We start from the raw sequence: 22,934 nt of genomic DNA, 5'->3' as shown, positions 1-22,934 counted from the left end.
GCCAGCTATCTGGAAGCTGTGCTAACTGCGGGTTTTAGTGGCATGATTAATTAGTGAGCACTCATGCGGTTGCCCTGGTATTTAATCATAGTTCAAATGCCATCGATATCACCCTATCACAAAGACATACTGCTCTTGTGTTTGACCGAGCTTGCCTGTTATTTCCAAATGCTGAGAGAGTCTCTATTTAGTGGTTATCAACTATATTTTGTCGTTCCCAACGTCAGTGACACAAACACTTGTAGAGATATAGAATAAAACTATTATAAAAATTGAAATCTACCCTGCCCCACCCATGCTAAGGAAATTAAGATGCTGTCAAATTTACGTTCTAGATTTGCACCGATCATGTACATGCAAATTTGGGAGCATCGATTAAAAGTCACTGATACCGCAAAGCGCACGTCCTTTGATGATTACCCCGTTGTAGTCATAAAGACGACCGACAAAGGTCAGAAACTAATATCGGGAATTGGTAAAGAAGCTAGTAAAAATCTTCAACAGGATGAAATTGCCGTAAACCCTTTCTCACACCCCAGAGTACTTTTTTCTGATTTCTATGTAGGCGAAAAGCTACTACAACACGCTTTTAAGCACTTAAGTACTAACCAAATATTACGGCCCAGACCTAAGGTCATTATCCATCCTATGGAAAAAACCGAAGGTGGTCTCACTATGATTGAAAAGCGAGCTTTTAAAGAGTTAGCTATTGGTGCAGGCGCAATAGCAGTAAAGATTCATTCTGGCTCCCCGTTAAATTTTGAAACAGTAAATTTTGATGAACTTGAAGATGACGATAAGCCTACAATTCAAAATATTTCACCGGCTTCAACGTCGGCTAGCTATGGTATCTTTGCCATTTATCTTGCAATATTAATCTTAGCTGTTTGGTACTTAGGCAAGTAAAACAGTTTGAAAGGCCTTGAGTATTAAAATGTCTGAATATTTAGATACATCGAAAATTAGAAAGGAACGCTAGCCCATGAATTAGTGCATGTGCGGCAGATAGAAAATGCCAGCTTAGATAAAATAATAACGCAGCATTATTCTGATTTAGCAGCGTACGGTTACGATAATGCGCCGTTAGAAGTAGAAGCTTTTGAAGCGAATAAAAAATATAGCGCCGACTGGTAGTAATAGGGTTAGTGTAAGTTCGGTGTCATCGTCTACGTCATTTTGCTATTTAAAGAGGCATGTTTTCATTATTACCGTTATCAGCAAAACAAATGCAGTTACTACAAGGTGAGTTCGTTATTTACGGCATGCCAAACGGTAGAATTAATATTGCAGGCTTAAGAAGTCGGAAATACCCATTCTAGCCGCTGCCATCATGTCGAAAATTTCGCGAAAATGATAAGCTTTAAAAAAACACCTAATAGGTTTTCAATTTTTAGCTATAGCAGCAAAAAAAAGGCACAACTATTTATACATTATATTGGGATAAAGGCGGCGCGAATATGGCTACCCACGCCATTTTTGAAGAGCTTGGCGTTTCTTATGAGTTAATAGAAATAGACTTAGCTAAAAACATGCAAAAATCGCCTGAATATTTAGCCATTAACCCAAACGGTAAAGTGCCTACGTTGGTGCATGAAGGGCGAGTTATTTATGAATCTGCCGCAATATTACTGTATGTGATAGATCAGTACCCAGAATCTGGACTAGCGCCTGATATACACTCTCCTTCACGCGGCTTGTACTATCAATACTTATTTTGGATGTCTTCTACGCTGCAAGAGGCCGCCAACCGCTGGGCGCACCCTGAACAATACGTTAGCGGCGACAGCAATTTGCAGCAAGTAAAAGATAACGCGAATGATATGCTCACCCATTGCTGGGGCGTACTTGAAAAAGTGCTCACCAATAATGGACCATGGCTAGTAGGTGAGCAACTTACTGCTGCCGACTTCCACTTGTTCATGGTTGCCTACTGGAGCCGTCGGTATGCCAGTAAAGCTCAAGACTGGCCGCATTTAAATGCGCACTATCAAACCATGCTAAGCCGTAACGCGGTGAAAAACATGATGGCACAAGAAGGATTGGATTAGGGCTCTTAATCAAGATATATTCATAGCGCTTAAGGAATAACTGCCCAACCTCAAGTGTTAGAGGTTAGTAGTCTGACGTTAGTACATTCAGTCCTATTGTTTGCTAGAGGAGCTCATCATGAAAGTCTCTGTTGAAATAGTAAATGCATTTATTGACGGTGACTCTGGTGGAAACCCCGCCGGTGTAGTTTTAGATGCGAACCCCTTAACGGCACAGCAGAAGCTTATAGTGGCGCAAAAAGTGGGGCTTTCTGAAACCGCCTTTGTTTCAAACTCAGAAGTTGCCACTATAAAGCTGGAGTTTTTCACCCCCGTACAGCAAATAGCGCATTGCGGTCATGCCACCATAGCGACGTTTAGCAGAATGAGTGAGCTTGGCCTAGTACAAAATGGTCGGATGTCGAAAGAGACGGTAGATGGAACCAGAGAAATAATCATTGATGGTTCAATGGCATTTATGGAGCAATCACGGCCAATCTACACGGATGTGTTAAACACCGAAGAAGTGCGCGCTGCGCTTAATCTTTCAAGCGACGTACCGCTTCATTCAATATCAATTGTGAATACGGGGAACGCCTTTTTACTTGTACCTCTTCACAATGCATCTTCAGTAGCAGAAATTCAGCCCAATCAAGATCTCATCAAGAAAATAAGCGCACAATATGACCTAATAGGTTTTTACGTTTTTTCTAGTGAAACCACTGTGCCCGGGCGTCACGCGGGCGCTAGAATGTTTGCCCCACGCTATGGCATTGACGAAGAGGCTGCTACCGGTATGGCTGCTGGCCCTTTAGCCTGCTACCTTCATGACCGTAAGGGTATAGATGAAACGACTTTGTTTATTGAACAAGGCCATTTGATGCATCCCCCATCAGGTAGCGTGATAAGTGTTGATTTACAATTAGTTGATGGTTGTATTACTCGTTTGATGGCTGGCGGCGTTGGCCGCTCAATTCAACAGATTGAAATAGACATTTAAACTCATAAGCCACATAACAAGTGTAAGCACTTTACATTGCTCAAAATTATTATATAGCAAGGTGATACGTTTCAAAGAACAAGTTTCAAGGAAGAGTTAAGCATGCTCGATTTATTGTCGTATACTGGGATAGTCGCATCAATATGGATTGTTGTGGGCATTTACATCGCGTCGTTATATTACCCGAACTATAGTCACGCCAAACAATTCTGTAGTGAACTTGGCGCTTTTGGTAGCCCAACCCAAAAACTATCCCCCGCTATTAACAACTACCCATTAGGCTTTTTATTTATCCTATTTGGCTACTATTTAATAGTGGCTGACTCGGCGCACAATCCCTCATCAATTACCCCCACTACAATAATAGGTGCAATGGTGATTATTCATGGCCTATGCACCTGGGTCTGCGGCTACTTCCCAATGGATGCCGACCCTTACACCTCTAAACCAACAACAAGCTGTAAAATTCATACGTGGTCAGGGCTAGTTATGCTGCTGTCATTTATTATCGCGCCCGCTGTCGTGATATTTTCCAGCGTCTACCCAATAGCACTGCGCTTATTTTCGTTTTATTGCATTCTGGGCTGTTTCTTTTTTTCTTATAAATTATCAGGTGCACTGAAAGCTAAAACTCACCCTGGACTATATCAACGTTTGAGTTATGGCTTTCAAATACTTTGGCTATTTGTCTATTCGCTCTACTCAATAGGATAAAAACTAGCATGTGGCCGACACTTCTCAAAAGACGTTATGCTGACATTACGCGAACCAACACTTATTGTTGTCAGCTTTTTTGCTTCAAGGTGTCTTCCATTAGATTTTTAGCTGCTATACAGCTCGCTAAGGTACTTATAACGAAAGTCATCTCCCTCGCATTCTCTATACCCGCAACCAAATACCAAACACAAAACATAATGGCGCTTAAAACAAAATGCGTTACAACAAATTTTAAATATAGCTTTTTCATAAAAATTCCAGTTAAGGGGCCTAGCCCCTTACAGTAGAAAAAATTATTCATCCGTAGTTTCAATAGAGGCGTCAACAATTTGCTGAGTTGCTCCGCCAAGTGCAGCACCATTCGTTCCAACTACCCCCCTACCAACGGCTCCCAACGCTCTAGCTCCTCCCGCTAATGCTGAAAAACCGCCTGTAAAAGTTCCGGCAACGGTTGCTCCAGCTAGGCCGCCCCAAGAAAAACCGCCGTTAAAAGCAGATCCCAGTAGGTAGGCTCCAGCTCCAATTGCAGCACCTTGTAAAAATGCACCGTTAACTTGGTCAAGTTCGTCATGTGAAAGTTCTACAAATTCCATATTTCAATTCCTCAAATTATATTTAGCCTCTCATTAAGGCGTAACCATTTTGAGCTATTGAATTTATTTTTATACTGAACTGAGTATCGGTTTTAAGCTACCCAACCAAGTTCGCTCCATAAAAAAACTCGGCATTAAATGCCGAGTTTATATGATTTACCTAAGCGTTTATTCAGCGTTTTACATAACCGCGAACGAATTTAATACGTCACATTTTTCACTTCAAAACTATCGCTATTCGATTGTATCTTAGGCGTATTTTTCATAGTGACGTTTTCAATTACAGTGATCGGTTCGCCATTAGTTAGATAAAGCGATACGGGGGCGCTGTTTACCCATTTTGAATCACTGATGTGTAGGTTCTGTACCCCATGGAAGTACATGGAAGCACCAGTTCTATGGGTAGAACCTTTGCCTACATTACTTATCGTATTATCAGTTATAATAACCGCTGGACCGAAGGTACTTTCATCGAAGCCACCACGGTATATGGTTACCACTTCTTCTTTAATGTCTTTAAACGTGTTGCCCGACAAGGTTAAGTTTTCTACGCTATAAACTCCTAGGTCATCGGTTTCTTTATTTAAAGACAATACCGCACCCGTGATATTTTCCATATGTGAGTTTTTAACCTCGATATAGTCGGCAAAAGTACCAGGATGCGCTTTAAAAAAGTAAAAATAACCGTTGATGTCTAAGTTGGTCACCTTCACATTTTCAACCGACAAGGCATAGTTAATGTTCATAGAGTAACGGCTGGTTCTAATGATGCTGTTACCTTTGTAATCCGGTGAAGCTGCTCCATCAAACCATAAATTTTCAACATCTAATGCGCCGCCGTTTTCTATCACTATAAAACTTGGCTTTTCAGAGCGTATAACGGGTTTAACACCCTCCTCGGCCATAATAGTCACTGGGTGGTTTACTTGTGCAAAGCGAGTTAACAAATAGTCACCGCCATTTTCAAGCACCAATACGTCGCCAGGTTTACTATCAGCAAGGGCGGTGGCAAGCGTGTCCATACCGGGTTTAACGACTAGTTTGTTACCACTTCTAAACGCAACGTGGCTCTCATTTTTAGCGTAGTAACTAGCGCCGGTTTCACTTTTGTTAACCGGTAGTTTTACTTCGCCGAAATTAATCTGCTCAAGCAAACCTTTTTCAGGCACCCACAAACCGTTGCTATTTTTACTTACCTTATAAGGTACCTTTTTAAAACCTGAAGAAAGAGGGTTACTGGCGTCTTCATTTAACACATTGCCTTTAAAGGAAATGCCAGAAACATCACTAAATACGGTAATAGGGTTAAGGTTTTGCTTACCCAAAATAATATTATTTTGCATTTCAGTTGTAGTAGGCGGTGCTGAGCGTTCCTCGTCTGCGCCCGCTCCTAGCTGAATGTAATCACTATCAATAACCACGTTATTGTTCATGGCAGATTCAATAACAGGGTCGTAGCGGTTTGGTGGCGAATTCGGTACGCCATTCATGATCACTAGCGCACCACGGAATCGACGCCCTGTTAAGCCATACATGTAGTTGTTACTTACCGTTTGGTGCTCGTTAATAATGCGGATACCACCCGTATTGGGTTTACGGTTACCCAAGAAGTAGTTGTTTTCCACTGTAGTGTAGTGGCCGTGGCGCATGGTTAAGGTACCTTGCGCTTCAAAAAACACGTTACCTTTAAACGTATTACCGCTCGACTTATTAGAAATAATTTCGTGCTCGCCGTTCGTTCTATCGAAGTAGTTATATTGCACTAACGTATTCGCATACTCTCTAGAAAAATGACTCGTCCCTATACGCAGGGTTTCACCACCATTAGCACCAAGCACTTGGCGTGGGCCAAAATAGTTGTACTCGATAGTATGGTAATTTTTACGGCTGCCTTCAGAGTTCATACGTACCGCGACGGTTACCCCACGGTTACGTTTGTTAATGAAAGCGTTGTGGTCGATTCGGTTGTGCTTACCATAAATAGCTAGCCATAAGTCAGACAGTTGGCGTTCTGGGTGACTAAAATTATCAATGACCACGTTAGTTAAACGAGAATAACTCGCTAATTCGTCTGGAGAAGTACGAAAAGCAATAACCTCACCCGTAGGGGTATGGCCATCGGTAAACACAAGCCCTTCTATTACAAGGTATTCACCTGAAACACTTAAGTTAGACAGGCCGGTTATTTTCACTTTGCCCGGCTCTTGGGACTTTAACGTAATGGGTTTATTTTCAGTACCCTTTCCTTTCAACACCAATTCAACATCATGCCATTCACCATTTGCCATAACGATGGTATCGCCGGGTTGTGCCGCCGCCACAGCTTGATTAAATTCACTAAGATCATTAACCATTTGCGCCGAAGCGATATTTTGAAAGCATATAAGCGCGAACAAGATGAAAAGTTTAGGTGCAGCGAAACAGCGCTTTAAACCCACTGCAAGTACTGATGATCCACTCGCAAATACGGTAAAAGCTTGTTTGCTTAATTTCGGTACTTTCGACGCACTAACTGGTAGTGATAAAACGTCTTTCATAATCTAACTCCTTCTCGATGACACGCCAAAATGGTTTCTTTAAGTCGGCGGTGTCAATAAATGGATTGTTCGAGATAATTGTTATGTCAAAGGTATGCTCAACGGCTACGCACTAAGACTGTTGATTAACGTATGCCTCAGCACATTGAATTACCGCTGTGATGGGCTTTTCTACGTCTATTTTTATGCCGTAACCGGGCACTTCGAGGGTATCTAACTGAGTTTTCAGTAACCTGCCGTCAAAGAAGTGATTGACCCTAGCCGAAAGCCTCGCACTTAATAATTCGAAGCTGCCTGTAAGCACCACCCACTTGATAGGAAGCGTGTTATTGGCGCTTAATATCTTTCTATAACTCTCTTTTAGTGCAGAACACGCTAGCACCACACCTTTTTGTTGTTCATAGCGAGCAAGCTCGCTCGCTAAAGTTTGCAACCACGGCCACCTATCTTCATCAGTAAGCGCCGTTCCACTTTGCATTTTTGCTTTATTTACTTCGGGGTGAAAATCGTCGGCGTCTATAAACGGCAACCCTAATTGGTCACTCAAGGATCCCCCCACCGTCGACTTTCCGGTTCCTGACACGCCCATTACTACAATAATCATTGCCACTCCCTTTTATAGCTGCTCAACAATGGCAATCACACCATTGGCAGAAATCACAATGGCGAATAACAGTGCCAGCCCCAACATAAGATTCAAAAATTTGCCTGGCGCATGTTCTTTCATTAGTTCTCGTTTGTTGATAACCACGAGTATGCCAATAATCACCAAAGGCAACACAAACACGTTAAACACTTGAGAAAGAATCTGCCCTTTTATTGGATTGAAACCGAATACTGGAATGATAAGCGCCACTAAACACGCTATACCGGTAATAGTTTTAAATTGAGTAGATTTTGTGTCTAGCTTTCCTGAGCGGTAATCGGCAATTAATAAGGGCGCAATAAGTAAACAGGGAAATACCGACGATAGTCCCGCCGCTAACGTACCGAAGAAAAATACTGTTAATGCAGTTTTACCCGCGATTGGCTCAAGGGCGTTCACCATGTCGAGTACATGAGTAATCTTTTTACCTTCATGGAACAACGCCCCGTGGGCTACTGCCATTACCGACGCACTAATAACAAACACCAAAAACGCCGCCACAAAAGCATCTTTCTTTTGTTGTTTTTGGTTTTCCATTCCCCACCCTTTACCTTGAATAAACAGCGGGCGAGATAAAAACGTAGCGGCAGCCATAGTTGTACCCACAAATGCAGCCACCATCATTTTCCCACCTTCTACTTCAGGTATTGATGGAACAAAACCCGCCGCCACTTCTGCAGGCATGGGGTGCACCACCAATAGGGAAAACACAAAAGAAATACCCATGCAGGATACAAACATAACCAGAATTTTTTCAAACAACGAGTACTTACCAATTAGCATGATGGCGTACATAATACTGATGACACTCACCGCAATAGCTAATACTAACTCGTATTTGTAGTCGTTTAACGATGGAGAATAAAGCGCCAGCATTTCAAATATAATGTTCGATGAAATACCTAGAATGCCCATTAAAGAGTTCCACTGACCAAAGGTAACGCCCGCAATAATGAGTATGGCAATAGGCCGACCGAACTTGAGGTGCTTTTTAAAGCTATAAAGCGCTGTTTCGCCCGTCACAATGGCGTAATTACCAAACGCATAAATAAGTGCACCTGAAAACAAGCAACTTAGAAACAACACCCACAGTAAAGACATGCCATAGGTGCTTCCCGCTACTATCATAGACGTAACGCTACCAGTACCTATGGTGTACCCTATTGCAAAGAAGGCAGGCCCAAAGGCCATTATTTTTTTTATTAACGACGACATCTCGTTACCTCTGTCATTTTTGGGAACTTAGCCCTTCAACCGCTTATATTTGAACTGAACTGGCTGAAGTACGATGTGAGCTAAAGGCATTACGCCATGTAAACGCCACCGTTAATATCTAATGTAGCGCCTGTGATAAAACCGTTGTATTCCGATGCAAAAAACGCAACCGCCCTAGCTACATCAAGAGGATTTCCCGCCCGTTTAAGCGGAATTTCACTAATGGTTTTGTTCGCCGATTCATCGGTGGTATGGGTAGCGTGGAAACGTGTGCCTAAAATTAAACCTGGCGTTACCGAGTTAACGCGAATACCATCGCCAGCTAATTCAGCTGCCAGCGAACGACTAAACGTAAGCACAGCACCTTTCGACGTGGAATAGGCTAATGAGCCGCCATGCCCGCCTTTTCGGCCTGCAAGCGAAGACAAATTAACAATAGATGCTCCGTCTTCGGCTTGTTTTAACATGGGCAAGAGCGCACGGGTAACCATCATCATGGAAGTCACATTTACCGCCATCACTTGCTCCCAAAAGTCATTTTTAATATCGCTCAAGGTGTGTCGCTCAACCAAGTCACCGGTATTGTTTACCAATATATCAAGCGTAGATGTTAGATTAGCAACGTCGTTAGCAAAGGCGTTAACACTCTCTTCTTTGGTTAAATCGGCTTGTAGCGGAATGATTTCCCCAACACCAGATTCCACTACTTCTTGCTGAAGCTCTTCAACTGCATGCTTCGAGCTATAGTAATGCACAAAAACGGTAGCGCCTTGTGCCGCAAGTTCAGAAGAAATAGCACCACCAATACCACTGGCTCCGCCTGTTACCAATACTCTTTTTCCTGTTAACGTGTTCACGTCAATACCCTCTATAGAATTGAAAATCTGTTAACAAATTCACAGATAACGCTTTGTGCATTTTCGTAAATACAATGATGTCGTAAACCGAAAACCCGCAATTATCTCTGCGAAACATGCTCAATACCGCGTTAAATTCGTTAATTACAAAACAGAACAAAACCGGTTTAGTTTTTCCAACAAGCTAACATAGAAGTGATTGATGTCAACGTTAAAATACCAATGAAATATACATTTTACACTCAATAAATTAACAAATCACACATGCAACACATAAAAAATTCTTAATTATTTCAGGGGACTAGTCTATTAAAACTTGTAACCACAGTGCTAAATGTAAAAAACGACAATTGGCATTTAACCTTACCCAGCATCGTTCACTTCACGCTCGTACTATCTAGTTCACAGTAAAATGATAACTAAAAATGTTTATAAACGCCGCACCCCACCATTTTAAAAGGATATAAAAACCTTTTTTTCGGCCTAAACGAATAAATTTGATACTTTTGGATAATTTTTTGTTGACGAAAAGGGATGCAAATGTAACCTTATTGTTAATATTCCGGTTGCAGAGCAATTTTTTTTAATAAAAACTAAACCGGTTTAGTGTCATGAGAAATAGATAGTAGTGCGAATTAACGTTGCCTGATTAATAAGACAAGCCATCGCTTCACAAGAGAATTTAATAATAATTTTATGTTTGTGAGGTACTTAGCTGAACAGCTTTTGGAGAAGCAAAATGAACAACAAATTATCAAAACTTACGGTAGCCATATTATCCGCTACCACTGTAGGTTTTTCTTTGCCAAGTTTTGCGCAAGAAGAACAGGACACACAAACCCCAGATTCTTTGGAGGTGATTGAAGTTCGTGGTATCGCTAGCAGTATTGCTGAGTCTGCCCGATTAAAACGTTACGACTCTCGTATTGTAGATGCGATTGTGGCGGAAGATATTGGTAAGTTGCCAGATAACAATATCGCTGAAGCGCTTCAGCGTATCACTGGTGTGTCTATAAGCCGAGATTTTGGTGTGGGTGAGTCGGTAACCATTCGTGGTATCTCACAAAACCGCGTTGAATTAAATGGTCGTTCTACCTCAGGCAGTGGTCGTGGTGGTATTAGTCTTGATGACTTTCCTTCTAGCTTCTTAAAAACCGTTGAAGTGGTTAAATCCCCTACTCCAGAAATGATTGAAGGTGCGTTAGGCGGTACTATTAACATGACAACTGTACGCCCGCTAGAGCTTGAAGAGCCTCTGGTAGCCGTGACCTTAGATGGAGAGTACGCAGACAAAGCAGAAAACTGGGCGCCTATGTTTACAGGCGCAGCCGGAAGAAACTGGGATCTAGGTGATGCCGGTACGTTTGGTGCATCAGTAGTGATGTCGTATCAAGACCGCACACTAAGACGTGATGAGTTCTTTAATCTTGTAACCCCAACCGAATTAGATTTAGACGGCGACGGCAACAGTGACGCTGCTAATACCCCTAGCGGTAACTACTTAGTTCGCAGTCAAAACACCGTTGAGCAAAAAACTGAACAGCGTGAACGTACCGCTTATGGATTGTCCCTTCAATGGGCGCCAAAAGATACCGACGCCTTTATTTACTTAGACGTAAACGCTACCGACCTTGACGGTGGGCAAGAAGCCTACTCTGTACTGAACGACAGCAAAGACTATTCTGATTTGGTGTTAGACAACGCCTACGGCGATGCCCAAGGTCAACTGCAAAGTTTTGGCTCAGGCAGTGCGTTTGTACAGCCTAAAACATGGGCCGATTTTACCACCAACGACTCGATGTCCAACGCGCTAGGTGGTGAATGGTTTATTACCGATAAACTAAAAATTTCAGGTGAAGTGGCGTATACCAAGTCTGAAAGCCTGCGTACCAATTCTGAATTTAACTTACGCCCTATTTCTCGCGATCAATATGAAGAAGACGGTACTATTACCGAAAATTTATTTACCATTACCATGACCCAGGAAGGCGATGCAGTACCTGGTATTGCGTTTTCGGATGAGGACGCGCTATTAGATCCAAGTAACTTGGCTATTCGCCAATTTACCCACCAGCGTTACTATGAAGAAAACGAAGAAACAGCAATTCGTTTTGACATGGAATACATCGAGCCTTTTTCAAATTTAAGCTTCCTCACTAAAATAAAAGCAGGTATTCGTACTACGGATAGAGATTACGAACTAGACCGCTACGACTTAAGAAATAATGGTAGTGAACTTAAAAACTTACAAACCAGTGTGTCTTATGATGGTGTGATAAGACCAACATGGGTAGATGAATTTAACTCTGCTTTTGGGGGATTTAAGGAAATAAACCACAGTAATACCTTTGAACAATCTGGTATTTTTGGCCTAACGCGCTCACCCATTACTACGTTTACGATGGTGCTGAGCTGGCTTACAATATTGATGGTACTTACGACCGCGTAAAACAAATGCTGGATGGCAGTAGCCATGAATTAACCGGATCATTAGATGACAACATGGTTCGAAATACTGGCTCTTACGCCCAAATAAGCGAAGAAACTCAAGCGTTATATACCCAGTTTCATTTAGATTTCGACAAACTTACCGCGGTAGTCGGTGCACGGTATGTGCAAACTGATTTAACGTCTAATACGTTTGATCAAACTGGCAGCTATGATTACTCAGATTTTCTTCCAAGCATCAATGCCACCTACTCGTTAGCAGACGATACCATTTTACGTTTTGCTGCGGCCAAAGTAATGCGCCGACCAGAATTTGGCGAGCTTAGCCCTGCAATTAGTGTCGATAATTCACTCGTTACCGGTACACAAGGCTCGTACCAACTTGACCCCTATCGTATTACCCAGTACGACTTATCTGCTGAACATTACTTTGGTCAAGGTGGTATGGTCTCTGCCGCTATATTTTATAAAGATGTAGAGTCGTTTACCGTAGCAAGCAGCTCTTGCATGGCTGATAGCAACACGGTAACAGGCCAAAACGTGACTGAGTACGTTAACGTATGTTTACTGGATACCGCAGGGGTAAGCCAAGCTGATGTGAATTACGCTTCGGGCGACCAAGACTTAGCGTATGTAGAAGCTCAGCGTGATGCCGGCCTAACCGGTATTGTTATCGACACAGATGTTAATGGTGGAAGCGGTGAAATTGCAGGTATCGAACTTGCCTACCAACAACAGTTTAGTTTTCTTCCTGGCATGTGGTCTGGTTTAGGTGTTAGCACCAACTATACCTATGCCGATAGTGAACAACCTGATGGTAACCCACTGCTAGATATTTCTAACCACACCTTCAATGGCCAGGTTTACTGGGAAAATGCGGGTATCCAAATACGTCTTGCCTATAACTGGCGTGATAAGTATTTAGACACTCAAGATGAAAAACGTGTACGTCCTGTTGGCGCGCTAGCCACCGGTGTGTACAACCGTACCAATCCTGAAGAAGCATTTTTTGACCCAACGCTGGGTAATAACTATCGTGATGCTCGCGGCCAGTTCGACTTTTCGGCCAGTTACGATGTAAACGAGCATATTACGCTTGTAGCGAACGCGGTTAACTTAACCGGTGAGCCTATCGTGCAAGTAACAGAGCTTGATAGCATTTGGCAGTATAGCGAGTCGGATAGACGCTTTACCTTCGGCGTACGAGCTCGTTGGTAAGGCTTTGTAGCATACTTCGCTATTGGCAACATTGGCGAAGTATGTGCAACGTTCACTCTACGCTAGCACCAATTATAGTTATTTAACCAGACCATTTGCCGTAGTAAACGCTACGGCTAACTTTCTAATTCATTCAATCACTTTTTTTTCTTTTGACGATTTCCGTAAGGAGCGCATTCATGTCAAACACTAAACATGTATATCTGGCCGGCTTAGCCGCGCTTTCCTTGGTGGCAGCGTGTAACGACGCTGACACTTCTTCATCGACCAACACAGCACAGCAAGATTCACACGCCGTATCGGGTGCTAAGGCTCCTGGCGAAGTATTCGATCTTTCCCCTTGGAACATACTTTTACCGCTAGATAGAGACGGTGACGGTAAGGCCGACAAAATTAAAAATAAAGACTTAGCAAGCTTTCATGTGGATGAGTTCTTTTATTTAGACGACAATAACAACATGGTATTTGCGGCGGCGAATAAAGCATTCACCTCTCCCACCTCAACGAATACCCGAAGTGAGCTTCGTCAAGTGTACGCCGATGAAAACGGCAATGTTCCCAGCTTAGAAAGCCCAGCTAATTACTTTGCACTTGCCTCAAACCCAGACTCAGATAAGTTCGCTGCCATCGGTGCCCGTATGGAAGCCACCCTTAAAGTAGACCACGTTTCTACCAATGCTAAATATCATGACAAACCCCCCGCATATTCGGTTGTTGTAGGGCAAATTCATGCTGGTAAGCTAGATGACCTTAGAAATGATGTGTCGGGTTTTGGTTGGGGTAACGAACCACTAAAGATTTATTATAAGAAGTACCCAAACCATGAGACAGGTACGGTATTTTGGAACTATGAGCTAAATTTACCAGAAGATAACCCTAAACGTACTGACATTGCTTACCCTGTATGGGGAGATGGGTGGCATGACGACAATGATCCCGGTGAAACAGGCATCGCGCTTGGTGAGTCTTTCAGTTATGAGATTAACGTTTACGGCGATACAATGTATCTAACCTTTAGCGCAGAGAACCACCCCACGGTTAAGCACCAGATAAACTTGGCAAACAATGTTGATGCTAATGGCTTTATAGATGACTATGATGACCCTGTGGCGTACAAGAATGATTGGCTTTTTTTCAAAGCTGGCGCGTATAACCAATGCAGTACGAAGGATGCCCCAACATTCCGCTACCCCGCTTGTCCGGGAACGGGCGACTGGGAAACCGATAAAAAAGCAGGTAACTACACCCGCGTGTCCTTCTCTCATTTGCAGGTAGGCGATGCTATTGCAGTTAAATAGTGAAGAGTATTTGGTAACACAAATACTCCTATAAACGCCTTTAGTAAGAGAATAATAATGAATAAAAGTAAAGTTAGACTTATCGATGTGGCTGAGAAAGCGGGCGTATCAAAAAGTACCGCCTCGCAATTTTTAAACGGTCGCTTCGATTTTATGTCGTTCGACACCCGTTTGCGATTGCAAAAAGCGGTAGAGGAACTGAATTATGTTCCCAATAATATCGCCCGTAGCTTGAAAACCAATAAGACCAAAACCCTGGGTGTTATTGTAAGAGATATATCTAGCTATTACACCAGTCAGACCATTCGTGGTATGGACGATTATTGTAAAAGTCATGGCTACGATTTATTCATTTATAATTCGGATTTTGAACCCAAAACCGAAAAAAATGCGCTGACTACACTTTGCCAATTAAATGTAGACGGCGCCATTATTGCCTCTTGCGGAAACAACGCAAAGCTAATAGAAGACATTTCGAATAACACTATGCCAGTGGTGCAATTTCAATTAGAACATGACGATTGTGACACCGGCATTGTGGTTGCTGATTACAAACGGGCGTCTTTTGATGCCACTGAGTACCTTATTAACTTGGGGCACAAACATATTTGTTTTGTAACCCAAAAGTTCGAATCGGTTAAGTCTCGCCAAGAGAAGTATCAAGGTTTTGTAGATGCACATACAAAACATAATCTACCCGTTGACGAAACCCTAACTATACATTGGAGTCGGCAGGACGGATTGCATCGCTCTCCCATTGATATGCTGAAGTCAGACAACCCACCCACCGCTTTTTTTACTCAGCAAATTGCAATAACCATTGATGTACTAAAAGAATTAGAAGCCGCTAACATTCCTATTCCCCAAGACGTGTCTTTACTTGGGTTCGAGGAAATCCCTATGGCTGAATTTTTTAAGGTGCCTATTACCGTTATCAAACAGCAACCTTACGAATTAGGCGGCGAAGCAGCGCGCATGTTGATGAATAAAATCAATAATCCTAAATCGGTAAATACGCGTATGCTGGTGCCCTGTTCTTTGGTGGAACGCTCATCATGCGCGGCGCCTAAGGCTTAACCTATTTTGTTTTCACTAGTGCGGCACTGATGGGATGAAAACAGCGTTAGCTATAATAAAGCGCCGCCTTTTAAGGAATAGTACATCAGTGTAATGCCCTGAAGGTTAAAAATTAGCTCATCACTATGAAAGTATTGAAATTATATTTTCAAACTAATGCCGCAACCTTGTTTAAGTTTGATACTGTATTACCCATCTCCTGAATTTAGTGCTTTTATCGATTAACTCCCATGCTTTCATTTATCACCAGTACCTTAGTGCCCGTTTTAATCCTTCTTTTAATGGGTTGGGTATTTTTTCGCATCCGTTGGTTAAACGAAGCCTTTATCGAGTCGGGTTCAAAACTCGTATTTAATGTTGCCTTACCCTCGCTGCTTTTTTTATCTATTAGTCAGTCGAATTTTTCTAATGCTGCTAATTTTACCCTTATCACTATTGGAATAAGTGGTTCGGTATTAATGTGCGCGGTATTAATGCTATTGGTGCATTGCACCGTGAACCCACAAAATGCACGCGGAGTGGTAGTGCAAGGCGGTTTTAGGGCCAATATGGGCATTATTGGCTTAGCATATTGCGCGAATACTTACGGACAAGAAGGTTTAGCAGCCGCATCCGTTTATATGGGCTGCATTACTATTTTGTACAATGTTATGTCAGTATTTGTACTTAACTTCTATCAGGTGGGTTTTACGGCGCCAATGAATCAAATTAAAGGTATTGCTCGAAATCCGCTTATTATTTCGATTGTTGCAGCTTTACCGTTTTCTTATTTTCAATGGTCGTTGCCCGAGGTTGCCTTAAAAACCGGGGAATACTTTGCCCAGCTTACCCTTCCCTTAGCACTTATCTGTACCGGCGCATCACTGCAGTTCCGCTCTTTTTCTAGCGACTGGTATAACATCGCATTAGCCACAGTAAGTAAGTGCATTGTTTACCCCGCCTTACTAGTAGGTATTGCCTATTTTTCCGGTTTCAGAGGTATGGAACTAGGCATAGTATTATTGCTGTCTATTGCGCCGACAGCCGCAGCCAGCTATGTGATGGTAAGAAACTTAGGTGGCGATCACCGTCTGGCGGCGAGTATTATTGCCCTAAGCACATTGGTGTCGTTACCTATTACCGCCATCGGGTTTGGCAGTTTAGCCATGCTAGGCCTGGTTTAAGAGCTAATAGGTGCTCAAAGCCCACGCTATACACTTGTTTACACTTTTGTGGTTGGCAACTATTCGATTTTGAACCACAATGAATTTAGTTTTCTTTCATTACCTGAGTTCGATTGCTTTAATTCGAACGTTAGGGCTAAGCGATTAGGTTCGATGGCTGCATTCGATGGCTTGCCGTTAATAGCTAAAATTCAGTAACTAGCATTTAATTGCGTGGAAAAATTATCATGAAAATTGTTCGGTTAACCCTTGGTGGCATTCTATTTATCGGCGGGATTGTGTTAACCCTTTTGCCAGGGTCGATTCTGTTGGTAATAGGTGGTTTAGTATTACTAAGCTACGATTGGCCTCGTGCACGAGGATGGCTAAAAATAAGCCAGAACATGATGACGTCAAGCGCCAGAAGAATAGACCGCGTATTATTAATGCGTAAATTTCGCTAAGTAGTTACTGCGTAATTTACGCTTTTCCCCCTGTCATCGCAAATCGTAAACCATTAATCTGAAGTTTCAGTATAACCTTCACAGTCATGTTATTTTTATACGTTACACTCGTTGAATGTATAAAATTTAACGACACGATTAATAACACCTTATAAAAATCAAAAAACCTTTCATTTATTCAAACAGGCAACGTGAGGCATTCGACTGACCATCGACACTTACGACAATGGAGACAAGACCATGATTACGTTTACCGTTAACGGTGAAACACGTGAATTTGCGGGCGATCCTACCACTCCCGTACTTTGGTACTTACGTGACGAACTACATCTAACTGGCCCTAAATTTGGCTGTGGCATGGCACAATGTGGTGCCTGTACAGTGCATATTAATGGCGTAGCGCAGCGCTCTTGCGTATTGCCTGTTTCAGCGGTTTCAGGCAGTAAAATAACGACCATTGAGGGCTTGAGTAAAGACGGTGAACATCCCGTTCAACAAGCATGGGTTGAACATAAGGTGCCTCAATGTGGATATTGTCAGTGCGGCCAAATGATGCAAGCGGCCAGCTTGTTAGCAAGTAACCCTACCCCAAGCGATGAGGAAATTGTGCAAGGTATGTCAGGCAATATCTGTCGCTGCGGTACTTACCCACGTATTCACAAAGCGATTAAGTCAGCGGCGAAAACTATGGCTGGTGTGGAGTATTATGTTCCTGTAGCAAGCTCGCCAGAAACAGCCACATCTGAGTCTGCGGGAGAAGAAGCATGAGCAAGTATTTCGACTTAACTCGTCGCAGCTTTCTAAAGTCATCGGCCACCGCTGGTGCACTCGTTTTAGGTACGTATTTCATGGGCGCTGCACCTCGCGCCATGGCGGGCGTACTAGCAAAGCCTTCTGAATCAGCCAAAATGGCTAACTTATTTGTAGCACTACGCCCCGATGGCGTTGTTGAGATTACGTGTCACCGCTCTGAAATGGGCCAACAAATTCGTACCGCATTGGCGCAAATTGTGGCCGATGAGATGGAAGCCTCGTGGGACAAAGTCGTGGTTATCCAAGGTAAAGGTGATCCGAAATACGGCGATCAAAATACCGATGGTTCACGCAGTATTCGTTATAACATGCAGCGTCTTCGTGAAATGGGCGCAAGCGTGCGCCACCTTATGCAGCAAGCCGCGGCCACACGTTGGGATGTGCCTTTCGACTCATGCAGTGCAGTGCAACATGTGGTCACCCATACCTCGGGTAAAACTCTTACCTATGCAGAACTGGTAAATGATGCATTAAAAATTACTCCGCCAGAATTAGATCGCATTACATTAAAAGCGCGCAGCGAGTGGCGTTACATTAATACCGCCATGGCGCATATCGACCTAAAAGACATTGTTACCGGCAAAGCGACTTTTGCGGCTGACGTACTTGAGCCAAAAGCCTTAATTGCAGTAGTCGTTCGCCCACCTGTTGTTGGCGGAAAAGTTAAAAGCTTTGATGCAAAAGCCGTTAAAGCTATTGATGGTGTGGTAGATGTGGTTGAAATTCCCGCCGCGAAAGGCGCACCACAGTTTCAACCTAAAGGTGGTATCGCCATTATTGCCAACAATACCTGGGCTGCCATAAAAGGCCGTCGCGCCCTTACAGTAAGTTGGGACGATGGTAAAAACGGTGATTATAACTCCGAAGCCTTCAAAGCAAGCTTGCTGGAAACAGTATCGAAGCCACAAAAATCAGTTCGCGAAAAAGGTGATGCAGCCAATGTGCTTGCCAATGCAAGTGACAAATTGGTTGCCGACTATTACGTGCCGCATTTAGCGCAAGCGCCTATGGAGCCACCTTGCGCTACGGCAATGTATTACAAAGACCGTGTTGATGTATGGGCTGCTACGCAGAATCCGCAGGCCGATATGGAAACCGTGGGCGCCATGGTCGGCATGCCGAAAGAGAAGATTAACGTGCATGTCACCATGCTAGGCGGTGGTTTTGGGCGTAAGTCTAAGCCCGACTTTTCTGCTGAAGCGGCCTACCTTTCAATGAAAACAGGTAAGCCTATTCGCGTGCAGTGGACACGTGAAGACGACATTCAGCATGGTTTCTACCATGCAGTGTCAGCTCAGCACATTGAAGCTTCTTTAGATGAAAATGGCGGTATTAATGCTTACTTGCACCGTACGGCTTTTTCACCTATTGCGTCTACCTTCCAACAAGATGCTACCGCGCCGTTTAGCTTTGAACTTGGCCTAGGCTTTACTGATAACCCAATCAATACCCCTAATATTAAACTTGAAAGTGGTGAAGCACCTGCAAAAGCGCGTATAGGGTGGATGCGTTCGGTGTCTAATATCTTTCATGCATTCGCTATTCAGTCCTTCATTGGTGAAGCGGCACACAAAGCGGGTCGCGATCAAAAAGACTACCTACTTGAAACCATTGGCCCCGATCGTATTATCGATGTAACTGAACAAAATGCAGAGTACGGTAACTACGGTGCCGACAAAGATGCCTATCCACTCGATATTGGTCGCCTACGCAAAGCCATCGAGAAAGTGGCAGATATGAGTGGCTGGGGTCGAGCACTACCAAAAGGCCGAGGGCTTGGTATTGCAGCCCATAGAAGCTTCTTAACCTATGTAGCTACTGTGGTGGAAGTAGAAGTGTCAGATGCAGGCGATCTCAAAATTATCAAATCGTGGGCCAGCATTGATGCGGGTACTGTGGTAAACACCGACACCGTGAAAAATCAGGTACAAGGTGGCTCTGTCTTTGGTATTACTGCCGCCATTAGTGAGGGTATTACCTTTGATAAAGGCCGTGCTCAACAAAGTAATTTTCATGACTACCGCGTACCGCGTATGAGTGATGCGCCGTTAGAAATTGACGTTGAGATTATACCCAGTGATGCACCACCAGCAGGCGTGGGTGAACCAGCAACGCCGGTTTATGCGCCTGCCTTGTGTAACGCTATTTTCGCGGCATGTGGCAAACGTATCAGACAGTTACCCATTGGTAACCAATTAAAAGCCTAATACTGACTTAGTTTGCTCCAAAGTTAATAGTTTGATAAAGGCGCAATAAAGCACAATAAATACGCATTAAAAAAGCCGCTTAGATTGAAAAATCTAAGCGGCTTTTTGATGTTTAGGCTTCTATAAATAGCGTATTGCTAGGCTAGCGTCAAACAGATTAGCCATGCTTTTCAGCAAGATATAACCAAGTTTCCACCACGGTATCTGGGTTAAGCGATACTGAATCAATACCTTCTTCTACCAACCAAGCAGCAAAGTCTTCGTGATCTGATGGGCCTTGGCCACAAATACCAACGTATTTGCCACGTTTCTTTGCCGCTTGAATAGCCATTGATAGCAAGGCTTTCACTGCTGGATCTCGCTCATCAAACAAGTGTGCAATAACGCCACTGTCGCGGTCTAGCCCAAGGGTTAACTGAGTTAGATCGTTCGAACCAATCGAGAAGCCATCGAAAATATCTAAGAACTGATCGGCAAGTAATGCGTTTGAAGGTAGCTCACACATCATTATAACGCGTAAACCGTCTTCGCCTTTCTTAAGCCCCTGCTCTTCTAGCAGTTCGATAACCTTACGGCCTTCTTCAAGCGTACGTACGAAGGGGATCATGATCTCAACGTTGGTTAAGCCCATGTTGTTACGAACCCGTTTAATGGCTTCGCATTCTAAGGCGAAACAGTCGCGGAAATCTTCCGAGATATAACGGCTCGCACCACGGAAACCAAGCATTGGGTTTTCTTCATCCGGCTCGTACTGGTAGCCGCCAACTAGGTTGTAGTATTCGTTAGACTTAAAGTCAGACATACGAACAATGACTTTCTCAGGTGAGAACGCCGCACCAATGGTAGAAATACCTTCAACCAATTTTTCAATGTAGAACTCGGTAGGCGACTCGTAACCGGCAATCATATCGCTAATTTCTTCTTTAAGCTCAGCAGGCTGGCTGTCGAAATTAAGGAGCGCTTTAGGATGCACACCAATCATGCGGTTAATAATAAACTCTAAGCGAGCTAGGCCAACACCAGCATTAGGCAAACGCGCAAAATCAAAGGCGCGGTCTGGGTTACCAACGTTCATCATTACTTTTAGTGGTAAGTCAGGCATAGAGTCGATACGTGAGGTCACTACGTCAAACTCTAGCTCTGCACCATAGATATAACCTGTATCACCTTCTGCGCAAGATACGGTAATTTTATCGCCGTTCTCGATGCTGTCAGTGGCGTTACCACACCCTACTACCGCTGGAATACCAAGCTCACGAGCAATAATGGCTGCGTGACATGTACGACCGCCTCGGTTAGTGACAATGGCAGACGCCTTTTTCATGATAGGTTCCCAATCTGGGTCTGTCATGTCGGTAACCAGTACATCGCCAGCTTGAATCTTGTCCATCTCTTCAATAGAGCCAAGTACTTTCGCTACGCCTGCACCAATTTTATGCCCAATAGCGCGGCCTTCACACACGATATTACTTTGACCTTTAAGTTGGAAACGCTCAATACTTTGAGAATCTTCACGACTTCGAACCGTTTCAGGGCGCGCTTGAACAATATACAACTTACCATCTACGCCATCTTTGGCCCATTCGATATCCATCGGGCGATCGTAGTGCTTTTCAATAATTTGCGCCTGCTTCGCCAGCTCCATCACTTCTTCGTCGTTCAGTGAGAAAGCTTTACTTTCAGCGCTGTCGATATCAACGATAGACACTTGCTTGCCATGCGCCTCATCGTCTGAGTAAATCATTTTAACTAGCTTGCTGCCTAGGTTACGGCGAACAATGGCTGGAAGCCCTTTATCAAGGGTTGGTTTGTGTACGTAAAATTCATCTGGGTTTACCGCACCCTGCACAACCATTTCACCCAGGCCGTATGAACTCGTAATAAATACTACGTCTTCAAAGCCCGACTCTGTGTCGATAGTGAACATCACGCCCGACGATGAAATATCGCTTCGAACCATGCGCTGAATACCAGCAGACAATGCGACACCTTTATGGTCGTAACCTTGGTGAACACGATACGAAATAGCACGGTCGTTAAATAGCGAGGCGAATACGTGTTTAATGGCTACTAATACAGACTCGTAACCTTTCACGTTTAGGAAAGTTTCTTGCTGACCGGCAAACGACGCATCTGGCATGTCTTCTGCGGTAGCTGATGAACGAACTGCAAACGATGCTTCGTCGCCTGCATCACCCTGCAATTTAACAAACGCTTCTTTAATTGCTTCTTCTAGCTCAGGTTGAAACGGCGTGTCGATGATCCATTGACGAATATCTTTGCCCGCTTCGTTAAGCGCACCAATATCTTCAACGTCGAGTGTATCTAATACGTTATGAATCTTTGCCTCTAGACCACTTTGCTCTAGAAATTCATTAAAAGCCTCTGCAGTTGTGGCGAAACCTCCCGGTACTTGTACACCGGCGTTAGCTAGGTTAGAAATCATCTCGCCTAAAGATGCATTTTTGCCGCCAACGCGACCTACATCATGCATGCCCAGTTCTTGATACCAAAGTACGAATTCTTTCACTGCCGAAGCCTCCAGCTTATTTTTGAGTAGGGTATAAGCAATGGCGGGCCACATGCCCAACATTGGTAAAATACGTGTCGACTGCGTATATCCAAACGCGCTTAATGCTTATTAATATTAACGAGTACCAAGTAAAGCAGGCTTG

Annotated in this window: 18 protein-coding genes and 1 pseudogene; 13 read left to right on the top strand and 6 right to left on the bottom strand. The window is 43.5% G+C overall.

What is annotated here, in order from left to right; translation table 11 throughout:
- Positions 1–312 precede the first annotated feature (312 nt).
- The 6 genes from J5X92_RS06280 (at position 313) to J5X92_RS06260 (ending at position 3,741) form a co-directional block, all read left to right on the top strand.
- Positions 313–906, top strand: a complete 594-nt coding sequence (locus tag J5X92_RS06280) for a rod shape-determining protein (RefSeq protein WP_013784416.1) — start codon at positions 313–315, stop codon at positions 904–906.
- 90 nt (positions 907–996) lie between these two features.
- Entirely contained in the window at positions 997–1,134 is a 138-nt protein-coding gene (locus J5X92_RS06275) for a hypothetical protein (protein ID WP_158306767.1), read from the top strand.
- Positions 1,135–1,193: 59 nt separating this feature from the next.
- Positions 1,194–1,319: a hypothetical protein gene (locus tag J5X92_RS21240; protein ID WP_257720344.1), complete on the top strand. Its 126-nt coding sequence runs from the start codon at positions 1,194–1,196 to the stop codon at positions 1,317–1,319.
- 102 nt (positions 1,320–1,421) lie between these two features.
- Positions 1,422–2,048 carry a glutathione S-transferase family protein gene (locus J5X92_RS21410; RefSeq protein ID WP_338455180.1) on the top strand — a complete coding sequence of 209 codons (627 nt, stop codon included), beginning with the start codon at positions 1,422–1,424 and terminating at the stop codon, positions 2,046–2,048.
- Positions 2,049–2,166: 118 nt separating this feature from the next.
- On the top strand, positions 2,167–3,027 hold the full coding sequence (locus tag J5X92_RS06265) for a PhzF family phenazine biosynthesis protein (RefSeq protein WP_208805114.1): 861 nt from the start codon (positions 2,167–2,169) through the stop codon (positions 3,025–3,027).
- 102 nt (positions 3,028–3,129) lie between these two features.
- Positions 3,130–3,741, top strand: a complete 612-nt coding sequence (locus J5X92_RS06260; protein WP_013784420.1) for a DUF998 domain-containing protein — start codon at positions 3,130–3,132, stop codon at positions 3,739–3,741.
- A 296-nt stretch (positions 3,742–4,037) separates the two neighbouring features.
- On the opposite strand, the gene J5X92_RS06255 is transcribed toward J5X92_RS06260, so the two are convergent.
- The 5 genes from J5X92_RS06255 to J5X92_RS06235 form a co-directional block, all read right to left on the bottom strand.
- Positions 4,038–4,337 carry a hypothetical protein gene (locus J5X92_RS06255; protein ID WP_208805112.1) on the bottom strand — a complete coding sequence of 100 codons (300 nt, stop codon included), beginning with the start codon at positions 4,335–4,337 and terminating at the stop codon, positions 4,038–4,040.
- A 200-nt stretch (positions 4,338–4,537) separates the two neighbouring features.
- Positions 4,538–6,874 (bottom strand): chondroitinase-B domain-containing protein, encoded by a 2,337-nt coding sequence (locus J5X92_RS06250; RefSeq protein WP_013784423.1) that lies wholly within the window; start codon positions 6,872–6,874, stop codon positions 4,538–4,540.
- A gap of 112 nt (positions 6,875–6,986) precedes the next feature.
- Positions 6,987–7,478, bottom strand: coding sequence for a gluconokinase (locus J5X92_RS06245; protein ID WP_013784424.1), 492 nt, complete (start codon positions 7,476–7,478; stop codon positions 6,987–6,989).
- 12 nt (positions 7,479–7,490) lie between these two features.
- Positions 7,491–8,735, bottom strand: coding sequence for an Nramp family divalent metal transporter (locus J5X92_RS06240; protein ID WP_013784425.1), 1,245 nt, complete (start codon positions 8,733–8,735; stop codon positions 7,491–7,493).
- Between the two features lie 89 nt (positions 8,736–8,824).
- Positions 8,825–9,592 carry an SDR family NAD(P)-dependent oxidoreductase gene (locus J5X92_RS06235; protein ID WP_041452544.1) on the bottom strand — a complete coding sequence of 256 codons (768 nt, stop codon included), beginning with the start codon at positions 9,590–9,592 and terminating at the stop codon, positions 8,825–8,827.
- Positions 9,593–10,331: 739 nt separating this feature from the next.
- Here J5X92_RS06235 and J5X92_RS21405 point away from each other — a divergent pair.
- The 7 genes and pseudogenes from J5X92_RS21405 (at position 10,332) to J5X92_RS06200 (ending at position 20,259) form a co-directional block, all read left to right on the top strand.
- Positions 10,332–13,258, top strand: a pseudogene (locus J5X92_RS21405) (TonB-dependent receptor).
- Between the two features lie 179 nt (positions 13,259–13,437).
- A complete protein-coding gene (locus J5X92_RS06225; RefSeq protein ID WP_013784428.1) occupies positions 13,438–14,556 on the top strand; it encodes a polysaccharide lyase family 7 protein in 1,119 nt (372 codons plus the stop codon).
- A 57-nt stretch (positions 14,557–14,613) separates the two neighbouring features.
- Positions 14,614–15,633 carry a substrate-binding domain-containing protein gene (locus tag J5X92_RS06220; RefSeq protein WP_013784429.1) on the top strand — a complete coding sequence of 340 codons (1,020 nt, stop codon included), beginning with the start codon at positions 14,614–14,616 and terminating at the stop codon, positions 15,631–15,633.
- Between the two features lie 230 nt (positions 15,634–15,863).
- Positions 15,864–16,796, top strand: coding sequence for an AEC family transporter (locus J5X92_RS06215; protein WP_208805110.1), 933 nt, complete (start codon positions 15,864–15,866; stop codon positions 16,794–16,796).
- 227 nt (positions 16,797–17,023) lie between these two features.
- On the top strand, positions 17,024–17,239 hold the full coding sequence (locus J5X92_RS06210) for a tellurium resistance protein TerC (protein ID WP_208805108.1): 216 nt from the start codon (positions 17,024–17,026) through the stop codon (positions 17,237–17,239).
- A gap of 240 nt (positions 17,240–17,479) precedes the next feature.
- Positions 17,480–18,007 (top strand): (2Fe-2S)-binding protein, encoded by a 528-nt coding sequence (locus tag J5X92_RS06205; RefSeq protein ID WP_013784432.1) that lies wholly within the window; start codon positions 17,480–17,482, stop codon positions 18,005–18,007.
- A complete protein-coding gene (locus J5X92_RS06200; RefSeq protein WP_208805106.1) occupies positions 18,004–20,259 on the top strand; it encodes a molybdopterin cofactor-binding domain-containing protein in 2,256 nt (751 codons plus the stop codon). The genes J5X92_RS06205 and J5X92_RS06200 overlap by 4 nt, the downstream gene beginning before the upstream one ends.
- A 157-nt stretch (positions 20,260–20,416) precedes the next feature.
- Here the strand turns inward: J5X92_RS06200 and ppsA are convergent, their stop codons facing one another.
- Positions 20,417–22,789 (bottom strand): phosphoenolpyruvate synthase, encoded by a 2,373-nt coding sequence (ppsA, locus tag J5X92_RS06195; protein ID WP_208805129.1) that lies wholly within the window; start codon positions 22,787–22,789, stop codon positions 20,417–20,419.
- Between the last annotated feature and the right edge of the window lie 145 nt (positions 22,790–22,934).

The sequence above is a fragment of the Alteromonas sp. K632G genome (assembly GCF_017653625.1).
In the GTDB taxonomy this organism is placed as follows: Bacteria; Pseudomonadota; Gammaproteobacteria; order Enterobacterales; family Alteromonadaceae; genus Alteromonas; species Alteromonas naphthalenivorans.
The sequence above is the reverse complement of the archived record's forward strand: the minus strand, read 5'-3'. Positions and strand labels throughout refer to the sequence as shown.

What these genes read in the sequence shown, in the direction of transcription:
- J5X92_RS06280 (WP_013784416.1), top strand. Translation starts at nt 313, where the DNA reads ATGCTGTCAAATTTACGTTCTAGATTTGCACCGATCATGTACATGCAA.
- J5X92_RS21240 (WP_257720344.1), top strand. Translation starts at nt 1,194, where the DNA reads ATGTTTTCATTATTACCGTTATCAGCAAAACAAATGCAGTTACTACAA.
- J5X92_RS06265 (WP_208805114.1), top strand. Translation starts at nt 2,167, where the DNA reads ATGAAAGTCTCTGTTGAAATAGTAAATGCATTTATTGACGGTGACTCT.
- J5X92_RS06260 (WP_013784420.1), top strand. Translation starts at nt 3,130, where the DNA reads ATGCTCGATTTATTGTCGTATACTGGGATAGTCGCATCAATATGGATT.
- J5X92_RS06255 (WP_208805112.1), bottom strand. Translation starts at nt 4,337, where the DNA reads ATGGAATTTGTAGAACTTTCACATGACGAACTTGACCAAGTTAACGGT.
- J5X92_RS06250 (WP_013784423.1), bottom strand. Translation starts at nt 6,874, where the DNA reads ATGAAAGACGTTTTATCACTACCAGTTAGTGCGTCGAAAGTACCGAAA.
- J5X92_RS06245 (WP_013784424.1), bottom strand. Translation starts at nt 7,478, where the DNA reads ATGATTATTGTAGTAATGGGCGTGTCAGGAACCGGAAAGTCGACGGTG.
- J5X92_RS06240 (WP_013784425.1), bottom strand. Translation starts at nt 8,735, where the DNA reads ATGTCGTCGTTAATAAAAAAAATAATGGCCTTTGGGCCTGCCTTCTTT.
- J5X92_RS06225 (WP_013784428.1), top strand. Translation starts at nt 13,438, where the DNA reads ATGTCAAACACTAAACATGTATATCTGGCCGGCTTAGCCGCGCTTTCC.
- J5X92_RS06220 (WP_013784429.1), top strand. Translation starts at nt 14,614, where the DNA reads ATGAATAAAAGTAAAGTTAGACTTATCGATGTGGCTGAGAAAGCGGGC.
- J5X92_RS06215 (WP_208805110.1), top strand. Translation starts at nt 15,864, where the DNA reads ATGCTTTCATTTATCACCAGTACCTTAGTGCCCGTTTTAATCCTTCTT.
- J5X92_RS06210 (WP_208805108.1), top strand. Translation starts at nt 17,024, where the DNA reads ATGAAAATTGTTCGGTTAACCCTTGGTGGCATTCTATTTATCGGCGGG.
- J5X92_RS06205 (WP_013784432.1), top strand. Translation starts at nt 17,480, where the DNA reads ATGATTACGTTTACCGTTAACGGTGAAACACGTGAATTTGCGGGCGAT.
- J5X92_RS06200 (WP_208805106.1), top strand. Translation starts at nt 18,004, where the DNA reads ATGAGCAAGTATTTCGACTTAACTCGTCGCAGCTTTCTAAAGTCATCG.